The 17,096-nt window shown below is 58.6% G+C and carries 17 protein-coding genes and 1 other RNA gene; 13 read left to right on the top strand and 5 right to left on the bottom strand.

Features of this window, described 5'->3' with window-relative positions:
* Nucleotides 1–27 precede the first annotated feature (27 nt).
* Together J2S70_RS04020 and J2S70_RS04015 are read left to right on the top strand one after the other, a co-directional pair.
* The gene (locus J2S70_RS04020) at nucleotides 28–723 is read left to right on the top strand and encodes an FMN-binding negative transcriptional regulator (protein WP_307682455.1); all 696 of its coding nucleotides are present in this window, start codon (nucleotides 28–30) and stop codon (nucleotides 721–723) included.
* Nucleotides 724–883: 160 nt separating this feature from the next.
* Nucleotides 884–1,624, top strand: a complete 741-nt coding sequence (locus J2S70_RS04015) for a phosphoglyceromutase (RefSeq protein ID WP_307682454.1) — start codon at nucleotides 884–886, stop codon at nucleotides 1,622–1,624.
* Nucleotides 1,625–1,748: 124 nt separating this feature from the next.
* Here J2S70_RS04015 and J2S70_RS04010 read toward each other — a convergent pair whose 3' ends face one another.
* Complete coding sequence (locus J2S70_RS04010) at nucleotides 1,749–2,792, bottom strand: hypothetical protein (protein ID WP_307682453.1); 1,044 nt, start codon at nucleotides 2,790–2,792, stop codon at nucleotides 1,749–1,751.
* A gap of 232 nt (nucleotides 2,793–3,024) precedes the next feature.
* Nucleotides 3,025–3,699, bottom strand: a complete 675-nt coding sequence (phoU, locus tag J2S70_RS04005) for a phosphate signaling complex protein PhoU (protein WP_307682452.1) — start codon at nucleotides 3,697–3,699, stop codon at nucleotides 3,025–3,027.
* A 191-nt stretch (nucleotides 3,700–3,890) separates the two neighbouring features.
* Between phoU and J2S70_RS04000 the strand changes: the two genes are divergently transcribed.
* The 5 genes from J2S70_RS04000 (at nucleotide 3,891) to ispF (ending at nucleotide 7,662) form a co-directional block, all read left to right on the top strand.
* Complete coding sequence (locus J2S70_RS04000; RefSeq protein WP_307682451.1) at nucleotides 3,891–5,114, top strand: sensor histidine kinase; 1,224 nt, start codon at nucleotides 3,891–3,893, stop codon at nucleotides 5,112–5,114.
* Nucleotides 5,111–5,806 carry a response regulator transcription factor gene (locus J2S70_RS03995; protein ID WP_307682450.1) on the top strand — a complete coding sequence of 232 codons (696 nt, stop codon included), beginning with the start codon at nucleotides 5,111–5,113 and terminating at the stop codon, nucleotides 5,804–5,806. Before J2S70_RS04000 ends, J2S70_RS03995 begins: the two co-directional genes overlap by 4 nt.
* A 129-nt stretch (nucleotides 5,807–5,935) precedes the next feature.
* Nucleotides 5,936–6,451 (top strand): CarD family transcriptional regulator, encoded by a 516-nt coding sequence (locus tag J2S70_RS03990; protein ID WP_307682449.1) that lies wholly within the window; start codon nucleotides 5,936–5,938, stop codon nucleotides 6,449–6,451.
* 9 nt (nucleotides 6,452–6,460) lie between these two features.
* Complete coding sequence (gene ispD, locus J2S70_RS03985) at nucleotides 6,461–7,189, top strand: 2-C-methyl-D-erythritol 4-phosphate cytidylyltransferase (protein WP_307682448.1); 729 nt, start codon at nucleotides 6,461–6,463, stop codon at nucleotides 7,187–7,189.
* A gap of 2 nt (nucleotides 7,190–7,191) precedes the next feature.
* Entirely contained in the window at nucleotides 7,192–7,662 is a 471-nt protein-coding gene (gene ispF, locus J2S70_RS03980) for a 2-C-methyl-D-erythritol 2,4-cyclodiphosphate synthase (protein ID WP_307683370.1), read from the top strand.
* 3 nt (nucleotides 7,663–7,665) lie between these two features.
* On the opposite strand, the gene J2S70_RS03975 is transcribed toward ispF, so the two are convergent.
* Nucleotides 7,666–9,042 carry an MFS transporter gene (locus tag J2S70_RS03975; protein ID WP_307682447.1) on the bottom strand — a complete coding sequence of 459 codons (1,377 nt, stop codon included), beginning with the start codon at nucleotides 9,040–9,042 and terminating at the stop codon, nucleotides 7,666–7,668.
* An 87-nt stretch (nucleotides 9,043–9,129) separates the two neighbouring features.
* On the opposite strand from J2S70_RS03975, the gene cysS reads away from it, so the two are divergent.
* The 5 genes from cysS (at nucleotide 9,130) to J2S70_RS03950 (ending at nucleotide 15,120) form a co-directional block, all read left to right on the top strand.
* Nucleotides 9,130–10,557, top strand: coding sequence for a cysteine--tRNA ligase (cysS, locus tag J2S70_RS03970; protein WP_307682446.1), 1,428 nt, complete (start codon nucleotides 9,130–9,132; stop codon nucleotides 10,555–10,557).
* Entirely contained in the window at nucleotides 10,550–11,518 is a 969-nt protein-coding gene (gene rlmB, locus J2S70_RS03965) for a 23S rRNA (guanosine(2251)-2'-O)-methyltransferase RlmB (RefSeq protein ID WP_307682445.1), read from the top strand. The genes cysS and rlmB overlap by 8 nt, the downstream gene beginning before the upstream one ends.
* Before the next feature lie 72 nt (nucleotides 11,519–11,590).
* Complete coding sequence (locus tag J2S70_RS03960) at nucleotides 11,591–12,907, top strand: hypothetical protein (protein ID WP_307682444.1); 1,317 nt, start codon at nucleotides 11,591–11,593, stop codon at nucleotides 12,905–12,907.
* Nucleotides 12,908–13,429, top strand: a complete 522-nt coding sequence (locus J2S70_RS03955; RefSeq protein WP_307682443.1) for an ASCH domain-containing protein — start codon at nucleotides 12,908–12,910, stop codon at nucleotides 13,427–13,429.
* 323 nt (nucleotides 13,430–13,752) lie between these two features.
* Nucleotides 13,753–15,120 (top strand): uracil-xanthine permease family protein, encoded by a 1,368-nt coding sequence (locus J2S70_RS03950; RefSeq protein ID WP_307682442.1) that lies wholly within the window; start codon nucleotides 13,753–13,755, stop codon nucleotides 15,118–15,120.
* A gap of 17 nt (nucleotides 15,121–15,137) precedes the next feature.
* Here J2S70_RS03950 and J2S70_RS03945 read toward each other — a convergent pair whose 3' ends face one another.
* A complete protein-coding gene (locus tag J2S70_RS03945) occupies nucleotides 15,138–15,731 on the bottom strand; it encodes a LytR C-terminal domain-containing protein (protein WP_307682441.1) in 594 nt (197 codons plus the stop codon).
* 52 nt (nucleotides 15,732–15,783) lie between these two features.
* Nucleotides 15,784–15,880, bottom strand: an RNA gene (gene ffs / locus J2S70_RS03940) — signal recognition particle sRNA small type.
* A gap of 115 nt (nucleotides 15,881–15,995) precedes the next feature.
* On the opposite strand from ffs, the gene J2S70_RS03935 reads away from it, so the two are divergent.
* Entirely contained in the window at nucleotides 15,996–16,928 is a 933-nt protein-coding gene (locus J2S70_RS03935) for a hypothetical protein (RefSeq protein ID WP_307682440.1), read from the top strand.
* The last annotated feature ends 168 nt before the right edge of the window (nucleotides 16,929–17,096 follow it).

Raw genomic sequence — 17,096 nt, 5'->3', positions numbered from 1 at the left:
GGAAGACTCCAGCAAACTAGGATCAAGATGTACGTAGCGAAACAACACTCCATGAGTGAAAGTGCAGCCCTAGAGATTGCACGATCCATCGGTGTCGGCCAACTTATTAGCGTTGGCGAACACGGGCTCAACGCTACGTTCGTGCCGTTCAACATCGTGAGCCGCGCAGACGGCGTCGTCGTACAAGCCCACCTCAACCGCGTTAATACGCAATGGAAAGACGACGGGGATGCGCTACTGATCGTTCAAGGCCCCAGCGCGCATGTGGCCGGCACCGATTTGCCGGCCGAGCGCAAAGGGCAAAAACTACCTACAGTGCCCACGCTCAACTATGTGACCGTTCACTTTCACGGGCGGCTCAGCTATCACGATGACGATGCATGGAAACGCGCACACCTTGAGGCCCTCGTCGAGGAATTCGAAGACGAATGGCGCGTGGGCACACACTCCTCCTACAAGCTTGCCGAAGCGGCCTTTGTGGCGTTGGTCGGTGTGGAACTGGAAGTGGCACGCATTGAGGGTAAGGCAAAGCTTGGGCAGAACATGTCTCCAGCAGATATCGCACATACTGCCCAGCACCTGCGTCAGCGGGGCAGCAGTGGGGAAGTGGCCGCCCTGATGGAAGAAATTGCCGTCCCGTGGGCGCAGGCCCGCGAAGAACGCGTGACCAATGCGAAGCACGGGCACCGTTCGCTTCCGATTGATGGCGGCTTGGCGACGTAGGGCCGGGTGGTGCGCCTGCGGGGCGTGTGACGCTAGCCGGGGTACGGCGTCGTCGTTCTGCCTTTCGCGTAGGACGAAGATCGGCAGACCAACGCGAAAACCACGGATAGACTAGAGGTGGAAGCGTGCGCGTGCACGTACCAACGAACGAAGGAAAAACATGGTTTACAAGTTGGTCCTCCTCCGCCACGGCGAGAGCACCTGGAATGCTGAAAACCTCTTCACCGGCTGGGTGGACGTGCCGCTGTCGGAGAAGGGCGTAAAAGAAGCCGCCCGTGCTGGCGAGCTACTCATCAATGCTGACGTCCGCCCCGATATTCTCCACACCTCACTACTGCGCCGTGCGATTACCACTGCGAATCTCGCCCTCGATGCTGCTGATCTGCACTGGATCCCCGTCAAGCGCAACTGGCGTTTGAACGAGCGTCACTACGGCGCACTGCAGGGCAAGAATAAGAAGGAAATCCGCGACGAATACGGCGAAGAGCAGTTCATGCAGTGGCGCCGATCCTTCGACGTGCCGCCGCCACCGATCGAGAAGGGCTCCGAATTCTCACAGGATGCCGATCCGCGTTACGCTGGCGAACCAATCCCGGACACGGAGTGCTTGAAGGATGTTATCGAGCGGCTGATGCCATACTGGGACGGCGAGATCGTGCCCGACCTCAAGACCGGCAAGACCATCATGCTCGCCGCACACGGCAATTCTTTGCGCGCGATCGTGAAGATGCTTGACGACATTTCGGATGAAGATATTTCCGGTCTGAACATTCCTACCGGTATTCCGCTCTACTACGAGTTGGACGAGGAAACGTTGAAGCCTGTGACCAAGGGCGGCCAGTATCTCGATCCCGAGGCTGCGGCTGCTGCGATCGAGGCTGTTGCCAACCAAGGCAAGTAACCGGCTCCCTAGCTTCCGCTGATAAAGGGCCTTCCTGCTTGATAGAGGACCTAGATGTAACATCAAGGCCCTCCGCCAGACAGGAAGGCCCTTTATCAAGGAGGGTCAGGAGAGTCAGGGGTGGCTAAACAGGCAACCCATCGGCGCGAGCCCGAGCAAGCCAGTGTTTGAAGCTCGCCGCGGTCCGAACGTCGTCCCACCCGAGGTGAAAAGGTAAAAAACCCGCCTGTCGGAAGTGGAGGTCGCGCAGTCCCTCATGCTCGATTGACTGTCGGTAATTGAGGTTGTTCAACATGGCAGGGTCGAGTAACTTTTGTGTGCCATGGAACTCGTAGGTGACACGGTTTTCAAGATCAGTGAAATCCGGGTAGAAATTTTGGAAGCCAAAGTCGAATTGCATCTGCGGTTCTGATGGTGGTAGCCCGTAATCGACGAAACGCAACATAGCGAGGGACTCGCCAGGTGTTTGAACCCGCCCGTCCATGAGGCTAAGCACTCTGCGCACATTCGACAGTCCGCGTATTCGGGGCAACGTTTCAAGAATCTCGAGAAAGTCTTCACGCGTAGCAAGTTCCTTGTGAAGCACAAAATTGGCTGCGACGAGCCCATCCGCGACGCCCACATAGCGTGCAAGATCTATCGCTGTCTGCGCTGGGGATGCGACCTGAATCCCGGAAAGGTTGATGGTGGCAGGCTCGTAGGCCAGCCGGAGGGTTCGAACATGCGTACTTCTCGACGGAGTTCCCGCTGGTCCAGTCTGCCTAAGGACTCGCTGAGGATGCCGAGAGATCGTCGGTAGTCCCAAAAGGTGGGCTGCTGTGGGACCGGCATACGATGGGCCATCTTTATCGGTTTGCTCTCGTCGTCGACGATGGACGTAGTCGACCTTGTGCAAGACCTGACGCCGGTGGCGCTCCCAAGGTTTAAGCGATTCCGACGACGGCGGTGTCGCGTACCCACGGAAGGTAGGCTCCATGCCTAACTCCCTGATGTGGGCCCAAAACTGGCGCGAATCGAGTTTACCGACATTCACTGGCATAATGCCGTCAGAACGAACGCGTGCCAACTCTGCCTCGCACGCCGTGATGTGACGGGCCAGTCCTCGGCGGCTGTTTGGTTCACGCGTCGATCTGACGGTGGCACTGCCTACTTGAATCATGTTTTGCACTGACCAGCTACCTCCATGCCAGCAATCTAATAAGGCCGGCAGGGCGAAGCAGTCTGGTGAACGTGCGAATGTGGACGGTGCCAACGTTTGGGAGGATTGTGGAGAAACGTTCGGGCCGTTTACAGCGCCCGACGGAGGGCATTCCTGTTTGGTGGAGAACCTCGTTACATTATCAAGGCCCTCCACCAAACAGGAATGCCCATCATCAGCAGAGAATCAGGCCACCCGCCTTCTAGAATTCTTCGATTTCGCGGCGAGCCTCGTCGTCGGGCTCCATGCCCGTCACGAGGAACCGCATGCGGTGCGCCACCGACACTCCGTGATCACCGAAGCGCTCCAAGTAGCGGCCGAGCAGAATGATGTCGACAACTTCCTGGCGGCTCAAATCCAACGATTCATCAAGTGCAAATTCGAAGGTCTTCGCGTGCATGTTGTCGAGTTCGTCGTCACCGGCGATGATCTCATCGGCAATCGAAAGATCGTGCGTCTCAACGAGCTTGGCCACGAGATCGCCAACCTGAGCCGCCTTGTCAGCCATCTCTTCAAACAGGCGCTGAACCTCGCCGGAGGCAACCGTCTTTGGGAAACGGCCACGGGCAACATAGGCCACGTGGCGGGCAAGGTCGCCCATGCGCTCTAAGGTTGCAGAGAGCCGAAGGGCCGATACAACCGTGCGAAGGTCGCCGGCAACGGGGGCCTGGCGTGCGAGTAGGGAAACGCCCATCTCATCAATATTGCGCTCGAGGAGGTCAATATTGTGATCGGCATCGATAACACGCTCTGCGAGCGCGAGGTTCGCGTCCTTGAGCGAGGCGGCAGAGCCATTGATTGCCTTGGCGGCTGCTTGGGCCTGCAATACCAGCGTGTCGGTAAGTTCTTTCATTTCCTGACGGAATTGTTCGCGCACTCGTGCTCCTTAAGTCAGTGATCGGCGCTGTACCGCGGTCTGCGTTAAGGCTATCCCACGGCATACCACGAGTCGATGAAATCACGGCGATGTGAACAATACTGCCCCAAGAGGTTAACGGCCGGAAACCAGCGGGTTGCCCGTTGTTTTCGAGTTCAAGTTATCGCAGTGATGTGTACTAATCTAAGAATATGACAGATGGAGTAGCTTTTGGGCTCGGGATCCTGATTGGGATAACCGTCGCCGGAGTGGCTCTGATCGCCTATTGGATGTCGCAGCGAATGTGGGGTCAGGCGGATGAACCCGATAGCGCATCCGCCGATGATACGAATGTGACCGCCTTGCTCATGGCGCTTCCCCAATCCCATATCGTGCTCGACTCCGATAAATCGGTTCTGCGCGCCTCTTCGATCTCTTTCGCTTATAACCTCGTGCGCAACGGCCAGCTACGCGAAGAGCTGTGCGAACTGGTAGACGCGGCCCGGCACGAGGGCGGAATTGCAGACCTTGAACTGCGGATGTCGCGTCAACACGAAAATGCTACGGATTTGCGGCTGTGGGTGCGTGCCACCCCGCTGTCTGGCGACAAGACGCTCATCCTTTTTGAGGACAACACCGAAAAGAAGCGGCTTGAGGAAACGCGCCGAGATTTCGTTGCGAACGTGTCGCACGAATTGAAAACTCCCGTGGGAGCGATCGGTCTACTTGCAGAGGCGATTAATGAAGTGGCGGATGAGCCGGATAACGTGCGTAGATTTTCGGAAAAACTCACCACTGAGTCGCATCGGCTCGCCGATCTTGTGCAAGAGATCATTCAGCTGTCGCGCTTGCAGGACGCGGACGTGCTGGAAGATTCGGAGTTTGTGGCTGTCGACGACGTCGTGCTCGAGGCTCTCGATCGCGTGCGCGTGGAGGCCGACGATCGCGGTGTGCGCCTGTTTTCGGGCGGCGAAAAAGGCCTATACGTCTATGGCAACCGCAGTTTGCTGACGACGGCGGTGCGCAACCTTCTTGATAACGCCGTGCGTTATTCTCGCCCGCACGGTCAGGTTTCAGTGGGTGTGACCTCGGATTCGGGTGAGGTGCATATCGCCGTCGTCGACGCTGGGGAAGGCATCCCGTTAGAAGCGCGAGAACGTATTTTCGAACGGTTTTACCGGGGCGATCGGGCGCGTTCGCGCGAAACCGGTGGTTCGGGTCTTGGATTGAGTATCGTGAAACATGTGACCGCCGATCATGGCGGCCGGATCAAGCTATGGAGTCAGCAAGGTAAAGGATCGACGTTTACGATGATTTTGCCTGAAGCCTTCCTGTCGACCAGCGGGGATATGTCCGCCTCTACGCCGGAGGACTTACCGGATGCCGTTGCAATCATGGGCGAAAAAGTCGGTGCGATTGACGGAGAGAAGCGATGACGCACATTCTTGTGGTAGAAGATGAACCTACGTATCGGGAGATGCTCGAATTTAATTTGAGCCGGGACGGTTTCGACGTGACGACGGCGGCTGACGGCACGAAAGCGCTCGAGGCCTTCGACGCGGTAGAGCCAGATCTGGTGGTGCTCGATCTGATGTTGCCGGGCATGAGCGGAAACGAAGTGTGCCGCCAAATTCGCCAAGACTCGAATGTACCGATCATCATGCTGACCGCGAAAGATTCGGAGATTGACAAGGTTGTGGGCCTGGAAATTGGCGCTGATGATTACGTGACTAAGCCGTATTCCTATCGCGAGCTCGTGGCCCGAATCCGTGCGATTTTACGGCGAATCGCGGATGCTCCAGAAGTGGATGAGGACTCTGACGTGCTGCGCGTGGGCCGGATCGAAATGGACCAGGACGCGCACGTTGTTCGCGTCAATGGCGAAGAGATCAAGATGCCGTTGCGCGAATTTGAGCTTCTTGAGCTGTTTATGCAAAATCCGGATCGTGTGCTGACCCGTGGCCAGATTTTGGATCGGATTTGGGGCCTGGACTATATCGGTGATTCGAAAACTCTTGACGTGCATGTGAAGCGGATTCGGTCGAAGATTGAGGAGTCGGCGTCGAAGCCATCCGCGTTGCTGACGGTGCGCGGACTCGGCTACAAGTTGGTCTCGAAGCCGGAGTAGCTGCCGGGCCGCCGGGCCGTAACCGGGCTGCCGGCGTCGTTATCTTAATGGCGAAATTCCGCGCCGGCCGCGGATGTGCAAGCGGTGGTAGAATAGGGAGCTAGTCTACTTAGAAAGAGTGAGCTGCTAGTGTCAAGATTCAAAGTTGGCGAGACTGTCGTGTACCCGCATCACGGTGCCGCGTATATCGAGGACATCTCGGAAAAAACGATGCGTGGCGAAACGCGCACATATCTGACGTTGCGAATCTTGCAGGGCGATCTTGTTATTCAGGTGCCGGAGGAATCGATCGAGCAGGTCGGGCTTCGGGACGTGTCGAATGAGGAGCAGCTAGAAAAGGTTTTCGATGTCCTACGCGATGAAGATGTCGAGGAGCCGTCGAATTGGTCGCGCCGGTATAAGGCGAACGGTGAAAAGCTGACATCGGGCGACGTCAACAAGGTGGCCGAAGTGGTGCGCGATCTGACGCGCCGCAACTTGGATCGTGGCCTTTCTGCCGGCGAGAAGCGCATGCTCGGCCAGGCCCGGGCGATTCTCGGCTCAGAAGTGGCACTTGCGCGCGAGATTTCGGATGAGGAAGCGGACGCCTTGATGGATGAGGTCATGGGCGTGGATCCGGCCGAATCTGCAGAGTCTGCCGACTAGGCTTGACGAATGAGCGGGCACGTTGCGGCTGTCATTGCGGGGGCCGGTTCGGGCACGCGGCTTGGTGCACAGGTGCCGAAGGCGCTCGTGGAGCTCGGCGGCGTGCCACTGATTGTGCACGCTATTCGCGGTGTTAATGAGGCGGGGATTGACGACGTCGTAGTGACGATTCCCCCCGGGCCCGTGGCTCGCGAGCAGTTTGGCGAGGCGCTTGAGGCCGGCGGTGCGAGCGCGCGGTTGGTGGTTGGTGGAACGACGAGGCAGGGCTCGGTTGCCAACGGCTTGAGCGTGGTAGGTAGCGAGTTTGTGCTGATTCATGATGCTGCTAGGGCGCTCACGCCGGTTGCGGTGATTGACCGCGTGGTGACGGCGCTTAAAGCCGGGCATGATGCTGTGGTTCCGGCGCTCGCGGTGACGGACACGATCAAGGAAGTGGGTCCAACTCAGACGGCGGGCGAATTAGTAGTTGAACCCGTGGCGCGTACCTTGAACCGAAGTGTTTTACGTGCGATGCAAACTCCGCAGGGATTTCGCACGGACTTGGTGCGTGAAGCGCACCGGTTGGGTGCCGAGATGAGTGCGAACGAAGCGAGTTCGGCGCCGGATGATGCGGCGTTGATTGAGACGATGGGTGAGCCGGTCGTGCTCGTTGAGGGTTCGCCCGAGGCGTTGAAAGTGACCACGCCGTGGGATCTCGTCGTCGCTGAAATGGTATTGAACGCGAGGGGTGTGCTGTGACGATGCGGGTAGCCACGGCTTTCGATGCCCACAAGTTTTCGGACGATCCGGCGCGGCCGCTGTGGCTCGCATGCCTCGAGTGGGACGGCGTGCCGGGGCTGGTGGGCCATTCTGATGCTGATGTGGCCGCGCACGTAGCTTGCGACGCCGTCTTGATGGCGGCTGGCATTGGCGAATTGGGAACGATCTTTGGCACTGGGCGCCCCGAGTGGGATGGCGTATCGGGTGAGATTTTGTTGCGTGAATCTGTGCGTCTGGTTCGGGAGGCCGGTTGGGAGATCGCCAATATTTCGGTGCAGATTATCGGCCAGCGGCCACGATTTTCGCCGCGTAAGGCGGAGGCGGAAGCGGTGATGTCCCACATTGTGGGTGCGCCGGTGATTGTTTCTGCGACGACGTCGGACCGCATGGGCTTCACCGGCCGCGACGAGGGCCTGGCCGCAATCGCGACCGCGCTGCTGAAGCAGTGCTGATTCTTAGCTTTCCGCATCGTCAGCTTTGGGCTGTGCCTTGACCGGCAGGAAGGCCACGAGCCCAGCAAGTAGCACGATTGCGATTCCTAGAATCCCGAAATAGGCGGCCTCGTCAACGGCGATCCCTGCCACGGCAGCGCCGATCGTGATTGCGGTGGAGTACATAAAGGGAGAAAGGAAAGACACCGCGCGGCCCGTCGTCGCATAGAGACCAAAAATTTCACCTTCTTCGCCCGGAGGTGCGATGCGCGCGAGGTATGTGCGCGAAGCGGATTGGGTGGGGCCAACGAATACGCACAGTAACAGGCCGAAAATCCAGTAGACTATCTTCGGCGATAGGCCAGCAAGCCCATCGTGGAAGAAGAAAATCATCAACCCGCACGTGACCATTGACACGAGCGAAATGATGATCACGGTGCGCGCGCCAAGGATGTCGTCCAACCAACCAAACACGATTGTTGCGATTCCGGCCACCAGATTCGCCGCAATGCCGAAAATGATCACCTCACCGGCCTCGAAACCGAACGCGGCTGCAGCCAGCACGGCACCAAAAGCGAAAGCACCTGCAAGTCCATCTCGATAAATCGCCGAAGAAAGCAGAAACCACACCACGCCGCGATCGGTATTCCACAACCGGCGCATCGAGGCAAATAGCAGCTTATAAGAACCAACCACACCGAGTTTCGGCGTATCACCACGCGGTGCCTTATTGCTCATCCCGATCAGTAGCGGCGCGGAAAACACCACCGTCCACAGCGCTGCCACGAGCATGGCAACCCGCACGTTCAAGCCGTTTTCGCTCGTTACGCCGAACCAGCCGACGTCGGGCTCAATAAACCCAACGAACAGAATTAGTAGCAGCACAATTCCGCCGATATATCCAAGGCCCCAGCCGAAGCCGGACACGCGGCCGACGTTTTCGGGAGAGGAAATATCGGTAATGATCGCGTTGTACACAACCGAGCCCGTTTCGAAAGCGACATTGCCCGCCGCCAACAGGAACAGGCCGAGCCATAGTTGAGCCTCGCCCGGGGAAACGAAATAGAGGCAGGCAGTGATAAGCGCGGTTAGGAGGGTCGTTACGCGCATCACGGTGGCAGATTTACCCGTTCGGTCCACGCTCTGGCCGAGCACGGGCGCGATCACAGCCACGAAAATGCCGGCGGCGGCGAGCACGTAGCCAAGCAGTCGATTAGCGTCAGGGCCGAACAGATCAGCGTTAGTCAAATACACGGAAAATACAAAAGTGGTGACGATCGCGTTGAACGCGGCAGAGCCCCAGTCCCACAGGCCCCAGGCCCACACCTTCCCGGTGAAGACTTTGGCTTTAGGCTCTACGGCGCGCGGTGAGTTATCGGTATGCGTTTCGGTTGCAGACATACCTTAAAGATACGTGGCTTTACGTACGAATAGGTAAACGGTTCTACCTTGTGAGCGTTGCCGCCCGCAAGCAAGTATTGTGGTGGTGTGAAGATTTTTGATTCAAAGTCCAAGTCCCTGCGAGAGTTTGAGCCGATCGAGCCGGGGAAGGTCGGAATCTACCTGTGTGGTGCCACTGTTCAGGGCTCTCCCCACATTGGGCACATGCGCTCGGCTTTGGCATTCGATGTGCTGACACGATGGTTGCGGCGTAGCGGATACGACGTGACGTTCGTGCGCAACGTGACCGATATCGACGATAAGATCTTGGCTAAATCGGCGGAGGCTGGCCGCCCGTGGTGGGCATGGGCCTACACGTACGAAAAGGAATTCACGCAAGCTTACCGGGCGCTCGGTGTGCTTGAACCAACCTACGAACCGCGCGCAACCGGTCACGTTCCCGAAATGATTCACATGATCCAGCGCCTGATCGATCGTGGGTACGCTTACGCGGGCGATCTGGGCAACGTCTACTTTGATGTGGCTTCACTGCCGGATTACGGTTCGCTAACCAACCAGTCGCTGGAGGATTTGAACGCCGACGACGGCGACGCGGCCACCGACAAGCGCGGCCCGCATGATTTCGCGCTGTGGAAGGCTGCCAAACCGGGTGAGCCGGAGACGGCCTCGTGGGATACCCCGTGGGGGCGCGGCCGGCCGGGCTGGCACATTGAATGTTCGGCAATGGCTGGAAAATACTTGGGCGAATCTTTCGACATTCACGCCGGCGGGATCGATTTGCGGTTCCCACACCACGAAAACGAACAGGCCCAATCGCACGGAGCGGGTTACGGCTTCGCCAATTATTGGATGCACAACGCGTGGGTAACGATCGAGGGCGAGAAGATGAGTAAATCGCTTGGCAACTCGCTCACCGTGGAAAATATTCTCGCCGAGAATTCGGCCGTGATCGTGCGGTTAGCCTTGGGAACCGTGCACTATCGATCGACCGTGGCCTATTCCGAGTCCACCCTCACCGAAGCTGCAGCTGTGTGGGATCGGATTGCCGGCTTTGTTGATCGGGCGGTGCAAACCGTTGGCGAGGTGCCCATCGAAGAGATTGCGGCGCTCGCGAAGGATGAACTTCCTGAAGAGTTCGCCGAGGCGATGGATGATGACCTCAATGTTTCCGCAGCGCTCGCGGTGATTCATGAGCACGTGACGCTGGGAAACAATGCGCTTTCCGACAACGACCACCTAGAAGTGCGGGCCCAGCAAGTGCTGGTGCGTGCAATGTTGGATGTGCTCGGCTTGGATCCGCTGGCCCAGCCGTGGCGTACCGAGCCGGATGGATCGAATTTACGCGGCGCGTTGGATTCGCTCGTCAACCACGTGCTCGAAGAGCGCGCCAAGGCCCGCGCGGAAAAAGACTGGGAACGCGCCGATGCGCTGCGTAACTCTCTGATTGAGGCGGGTATCGTCGTCGAAGATTCGCCGGATGGGGCCCGGTGGAAAGTGGGTGGCGGTCTTGGCTAATCACCGCGGACGCCCCGGCGCCGTGCGGAAGAACGCGCGCAAGGGCAGCACGAAGGGGACCGGCGGGCACAACCGACGCCGACTTGAGGGGAAGGGCCCGACGCCGAAGGCGGAGGATCGTACCTACCATCCGGCCCATCAGAGAAAGAAGGCACGCGAGGCGGCAGCCAAACGAGCGGCCGGCCCGAAGTTACGCGGAATCTTGAAACAGCCGGAGGGGTTCGAGCTGGTCGCCGGCCGCAATCCGGTATACGAGGCCGTGCTTTCCGGGATTCCCTACGAGCGAGTTTTCCTCGTTTCGAGCATGACGAACGATGAGCGGGTGGCTGAAGTTGCGCGCGCGGCAATGGCCAACGGTACGCCGCTGGTTGAGGTTACACGAGCTGAACTCGACAAAATGACTGACGGGCAGGTCCACCAAGGGATTGCGATCGAGGTGCCACCGCACTCGTACGTGCAACTCGAAGACCTGGTTGATCACGTCGAAGAGTCTGGGCGCCCGGGCCTGATTGTGGCACTCGATTCGGTGACTGACCCGCATAATCTTGGGGCCGTCATGCGTTCCGCGGCCGCATTTCGCGCCAACGGCGTGCTGATCCCGGAACGGCGTTCAGCCTCGGTGAACGCCACGGTGTGGAAAGTTTCCGCCGGGGCCGTGGCGCGCATTCCGGTTGCGCGGGAAACCAACCTTGTACGTTCGCTGAAAGACATGCAAAAGCGGGGGTACTTCGTCGTCGGGCTTGCGGGTGACGCGGACGCCGATGTGAGCGGTGTTGACCTGGCCGACGTGCCCCTCGTGCTCGTGACGGGTTCCGAGGGTGGCGGGCTGTCGAGGCTCGTACGTGAGACGTGCGACGTCGTCGCGTCCATTCCCATCGACGGCGAAACTGAATCGCTCAACGCGGCCGTAGCCACGGGAATCGCCCTTTACCAGATCGACCAAAAACGGCGGAATTTGTAGCGCGTTCGCTGGGTGCGTGCTTGGATGCGTTCGTGTCGGAACGCTGATATATGCTGAATCTAAGGAGGCAACATGGCATCTTGGCGTACGGTTCACGGGCGTATTCACAAGCTCGATAGGTGGCTGGTTTCGGATGCGGACGTGCAGGCGTTTTTCGAAGAAGAACGCATTCTCGGGCGCGGTTCGGGAGACGGCGAGGGCGGATTCGATTTTGAGGTTGCCATTGCGGGGCGGCGCCGCCGGGTAGCGACCCTCGACGATTCGGGCACGGTGTTCCGCGGGCGCTCTGTTCATGACCTTGTGGAATTGATGCGTGATCGGCTTCGCAAGGTTGAGGTGGAATTGGACGGCGAGGTTGCCCACGGCCCAATTGACCTTGGTTCCGTGGACATTTCAAATGATTTCCTGCTCGAGGAGGCGGACGAGGGGGCTAGTGACGGCGAGCAGGCAGAGGCTGCCGGGCAGGAGGCTGGCGCTGATCACGACGACGAGCTGGACGAGGCACTTGAACGCGAAGGGCCGATGATGGTCGTCGTAGATTTGCCGCTGTCTGAAGTGCCGAGTTTGGTGGCCTCCGATGGTGAGCCTGTGGCGGTGTCAAAGCTTGGAGATGCTCTGGTTATCACTGCCGAACGATCGTTGCCGGGAGTTCGCAAACTGTTCCCTCGCCCGTCGTATCAAATCGTTTTATGTGCCGAGCGCGGCAGGGAAAATCCGGCGCTCTACGTGCGCCGCGACAATCAGAAGCTCACGTGGAATTGGGAAGGCGAACTGCCAATATTCCCGTGGATCGAACCGGGTAGCGAAGGGCATGAGTTCGTCGTCGATGAAACGGGCGCCGGCGCAGTTGCGCGCAAAGCCGTTGCGGATGTGATTGACGCACGCTTTGCGGACATTCGGTCCGCTTTGCAAGTGTCTGCGCCAAATGGGGTGCGAGCACTTGTGCAAGCCTTGAACCTGCCCGAGGAGATTGCGGACGTCTTGGAAGGTGTCAAGGATTTGGACGCGATCCCGAACTCGAGACTATTTAGGCCCGGATCAGCCGGATCCGCGTTTGAGGATCGGATCGCTTACGAAATTGCGGGCGAAGGTTTCGTGGAGCCCGAGGTGATGGGTGCCTACCGGAAGATTTATTTGGAACGACCATGGGCTGTAGCTATCGCGTCCGCGGTTCAAACCGCGATCGCCGGTGGAATGTTGGCAAATGGGTTTACACGGGCAGGGCGCGGGCAGAAGTGGAAGATGCGCACGGCGTTGGGAGGCTGGTTGTTCGTCGGTGGATTGACGCGGATTGCGACGACGTCATACGCGCAGTCCGTTGTGGCCCAACGCGAAAACGATATTGCTACCTGGAAGATGATGCGCAACCTGCAGGAAGATCACGGCTGAATGAGCGGGTTTAGTGAGGAACTGCCGATTGAGCCCGTGGATGGGGACTTGGAGTCGTTTTGGGTGCGTGCGATAACGCGTGCCAAACTGAATCCAATCGAGGCCGTGGGCGGGCAAACCAACGTGGTATCGCTACGGCCGGGCGCGTTTGCTTTTGGTGATTCGCGCACGGAAGCCGATGATCTGGCCGAGCTGGTATTGGCGGGAACGAAAACTGCAACCACGAGTTATGGGCCTGCCTACGAACTGGAGTGCGAAGAGTGGCCAGCCGTGGATGATCTGTGGATCATGTGCGATGGTGAAGGTCGCCCGCGGGCGTTGCTATGCAACACCCGCGTTGAGGTCGTTCCGTTTTCGCAGGTGGATGCGCAGGTGGCACATGCTGAGGGTGAGGCTGATCTCGAGCGGTGGCGCGCAGAGCATCGCGAGCTTTTCGCAGCACAGGCGCAGATGCTTGACCGGGACTTCGACCCGGAGGCGGACGTCGTCGTCGAATATTTCAAGGTGCTGTACTCCCACTGACCGCCCTCTGCGCCCCAGCCCCGGCTCCCGCGGCACCTTTATTCGCACATAAGGTCTCGCGAGAACAAACTAAGTCTCGCGGGAGCAGCATAGTCCGGTAACGGCTGGGAGGAAGCCCTCACCCCGGCCGTGCCTAAGCCGACCGCACTCAACGTCGAGCCGCCGATTTACCGATGGGGCGAGCCGCCGATTCGCTAATGGTGTGCGTTACAAATTTTGGGAGAACTTTTCGCCAACCCGATTGAGGAGTACTATCGATTAGGGTCGTGAACGCGGCCAAGGGAGCCGCGCGCCACCTCAAGATTTACGAATTGGAGGCTCGCGTGGCTGGATTTAGTTGGAAAGTTCATGGCGATGGCTCGACCATCCGACCCGGGGAAGTTGTTCTTCCACACGAACGAATGTCGTGGCCGATCACAATCGGAATCGGTGCGCAACATGTGGTGGCCATGTTTGGGGCCACCTTTTTAGTACCCTTGCTCACCGGCTTCGAACCGGCAACAACTCTCTTCTTCACGGGCATTGGAACGATCCTGTTCCTACTGATTACGGCGGGCCGCCTGCCTTCCTACCTCGGATCATCGTTTGCGCTCATCGCCCCAATCGGCGCTGTGACCGGATATGTTGCTGGCGGAGGAGCACCTCTCGACGAATCTAAAGCAGCGCTCGCTCAAGGCGGCGTGATGGCAGCGGGAGCAGCGCTCGCCGTCGTCGGACTGATTGTCCACTTCGCCGGGGCACGCTGGATCGACAAGCTCATGCCGCCGATCGTCACCGGCGCTATCGTTTCGCTGATCGGATTTAATCTCGCACCCGCCGCGTGGGGCAATGTGCAAGCGGCACCCGTTACCGCGATCGTCACAATCGTCACGATTTTGGCGGTGACCGTCCTGTTCAAGGGCATTATTGGTCGCCTGTCGATCCTGATCGGCGTCGTCATCGGTTACATCACGGCGGTCATCCGAGGCGAAGTCAATTTTGATGCCATGGCGGAGGCCGCCTGGGTGGGGGCACCAAATTTCCGCGCCCCGGACTTTGACGTCTCCCTCCTTGGTCTGTTCGTGCCAGTCGTGCTCGTGCTCGTTGCCGAAAACGTTGGCCACGTTAAATCCGTGGCCGCCATGACCGGCGAAAACCTCGACGACATCACCGGCCGCGCACTCTTCGCCGACGGCGTCTCCACAGTTTTCGCCGGAGCCGGCGGCGGTTCAGGAACGACGACGTACGCCGAAAACATTGGCGTCATGGCCGCTACACGGGTCTATTCGACGGCCGCCTACGTAGTTGCTGCCATTATCGCACTCGGCCTATCCATGTTGCCAAAATTTGGCCAGCTTATCGCCACTATCCCTCAGGGAGTGCTCGGCGGTGCGGCAACCGTTCTGTACGGAATGATCGGCATGCTTGGAGTGCGAATCTGGGTGCAAAACCGAGTCGACTTCTCAGACCCGGTAAACCTCAACACGGCGGCGGTAGCCATGGTGATCGCGATCGCTAACTACACCTGGCATTGGGGCGACATGGTTTTCGAGGGAATTGCACTCGGCTCATTCGCGGCGATCATCATCTACCACGCGATGCGCACAATCTCGAACTGGCGCGGAACGTCGATGGAAGCTGCGAGCCCGGCGTCGGCCCCCGGCGGTGCTGAACTGGAACCTGGCGTGTTGGAGCGCGAACCGCAAGAATAGTGTGGGGTGCGCCGCCGCTAGCCGCTGAACTCGGTGAGCGGCACGCATCCGGGCAACGGTTCCATGGCGAGCATGAACTGCTCTTCTGAAGGCGTCGCAACCAGATCGGTATATGAAGCGCCAAGCACAACTTCGACCACTTCGGAAGTTAGGTTGGGATCCACGTGAACTGCGGCCTCCGGGAAAAAGGCACGCAGCGTATATGCGCCATTCACGCCCGATGGGCTCGCGTATAAGCGCACTGGTTCGGTGAAATCTTCGCCGGCCCAATTCGCTACCTCATTAACAACCACGCCGGCGGCTGCGAGTGACGTGCCAACGCTTCCGGCAAGGCCCGTCTGATTCGATGCATTTAAAACTGCAACGGTGATGGTCGTAGGATCTTGGGGCCCAGCACCTTCAACGGGGCACGGTACAGCAGTTTCGTCGGGCGGCTGAGAATAATCGCGGTTGAACGGGAAGGGTAGTAGGCCTGTCCAAACCAGGGTTCCGAGCACGAGGAGAATCGCCATCACGGCGATGATTGACCCGAAAATGACGGTCTGGCGTTGCTGTGTGCGCTTGCGGTATTCGGCGCGGGCGTTCGAAGTCACCCTACTAATGTAGTCCATAGCGGCACGACATGGCGGGAGACAGTGTGGCCGGAAACCAAAGTCATGAAAAATAAAGGACTCCCCACGCACCCGCCAGAGCCCAAGTACCCTTGCTGCATTCCTGCCCTGGGGGAGTTCCTCAAGATAACGTCACGTGGGGAGCCGTTAGAGATCCTATCATTAAAAAAGTTTCATTGATGTGTCATGTCCGTGAGCTATAACGCCGGTTAACGTGAAGGCGTCTGCAAAAGTGCAGAGTTCCCTCTAGTGAAAGCGTTGATTGTGAGTAAAACACGCGGTTCAAAGCCTTTACTTCTTATTTTGCTTGCCAGTGCGATTGGAATTGTTTTAACGGTATTGGGCGGTTTGATTGCTCAAGAACGCAATATCAACCAGTATGCTGCCCGGCAGGTTGACCATCAGATTGAATGGATCACGAACCATCCTGAAGCTTATGATCCGGCTAGTGAAACTACCTTGGCCGACTGGGTGGCGAACAAGATCGGACGTACCGGCTTGAGCCGGACTGACATAATTTTTGCCGTTAATAGTGCTGGCGAAGACGTAACGAAGCTCGGGGCGCAGGTGCCAGATTTGGCGCAGTCTGGGCTTTTACAAGATGTCGAGGCGCGCGCTCAGATTTTGGCGGTGGGTGAGGGGCGTGTGGGATCGGCCGTGGGAGATTTCTATCATCGGACCGTTAACCTCAACGTTGGCAATGAAACCGTCACCCTCGCCTCGCTCGTCTATCTCGGCGGCCTGGAAGAGGTTCAGAATCAGACGCGTAACTCCATGGTTCTGCTCGGCTTGGGCGGCTTCCTGATTTTGGCGATCGTTGCGGCGAATCTTTTACTCGGGAAGAAGGTCGTTGACGCTGATCGGTCACCTCACAGCGAGGAGCATAGCGGGGGAACAGCTACTGCCTCCACGGTGGAGGTTCACAGCCGCGGTGGCGATGGTCCGCGCCGTATCTCGGTTACCAGCTCGATGGGTGATCATGCGGAATATGAGCGCGAGCGGAACATGCCGCCGGCGGTTGAGCCGAACGACGTCGTCGCTCCAACCCAGCGGCAAGACGCCGTGGAGGGTAACGACGACGCCGACGGCGAATGCGACTCCGCCTCGGTACCGGAGTCAGGTTCAGAGCACTCGAGTCGAAATAGGGAAATTCGCGCCTCCGGCGTGTGGTCATGGTCGGAGGAAGACGGTAGATAGATTGCGCGTTAGGTCCCTTTCGCGCGTTTCTGGGCGCCAAATTCTTTCACTGATAGGCGAGGAATTTAGCTTAGAAAATAAGAATACGTCCATGTTAGGGGTTGCTCCTAGGGTTGGCATGGTGCGTGCGGCAACCTAGCCGCACAAGTGCTACTCACTGAAATCGCA

The sequence above is a fragment of the Trueperella bonasi genome (genome assembly GCF_030811535.1).
In the GTDB taxonomy this organism is placed as follows: Bacteria; Actinomycetota; Actinomycetes; order Actinomycetales; family Actinomycetaceae; genus Trueperella; species Trueperella bonasi.
Note: the sequence above shows the minus strand (reverse complement) of the source record. Positions and strands in the feature narration are given on the sequence as shown.

Bases quoted from the DNA above. Each gene is read 5' to 3' on its own strand.
- ispD (WP_307682448.1), top strand. From the start codon at position 6,461: ATGAGCGGGCACGTTGCGGCTGTCATTGCGGGGGCCGGTTCGGGCACG.
- ispF (WP_307683370.1), top strand. From the start codon at position 7,192: ATGCGGGTAGCCACGGCTTTCGATGCCCACAAGTTTTCGGACGATCCG.
- J2S70_RS03955 (WP_307682443.1), top strand. From the start codon at position 12,908: ATGAGCGGGTTTAGTGAGGAACTGCCGATTGAGCCCGTGGATGGGGAC.
- J2S70_RS03975 (WP_307682447.1), bottom strand. From the start codon at position 9,042: ATGTCTGCAACCGAAACGCATACCGATAACTCACCGCGCGCCGTAGAG.
- J2S70_RS04020 (WP_307682455.1), top strand. From the start codon at position 28: ATGTACGTAGCGAAACAACACTCCATGAGTGAAAGTGCAGCCCTAGAG.
- J2S70_RS04000 (WP_307682451.1), top strand. From the start codon at position 3,891: ATGACAGATGGAGTAGCTTTTGGGCTCGGGATCCTGATTGGGATAACC.
- J2S70_RS03995 (WP_307682450.1), top strand. From the start codon at position 5,111: ATGACGCACATTCTTGTGGTAGAAGATGAACCTACGTATCGGGAGATG.
- J2S70_RS04015 (WP_307682454.1), top strand. From the start codon at position 884: ATGGTTTACAAGTTGGTCCTCCTCCGCCACGGCGAGAGCACCTGGAAT.
- J2S70_RS03945 (WP_307682441.1), bottom strand. From the start codon at position 15,731: ATGGACTACATTAGTAGGGTGACTTCGAACGCCCGCGCCGAATACCGC.
- J2S70_RS03960 (WP_307682444.1), top strand. From the start codon at position 11,591: ATGGCATCTTGGCGTACGGTTCACGGGCGTATTCACAAGCTCGATAGG.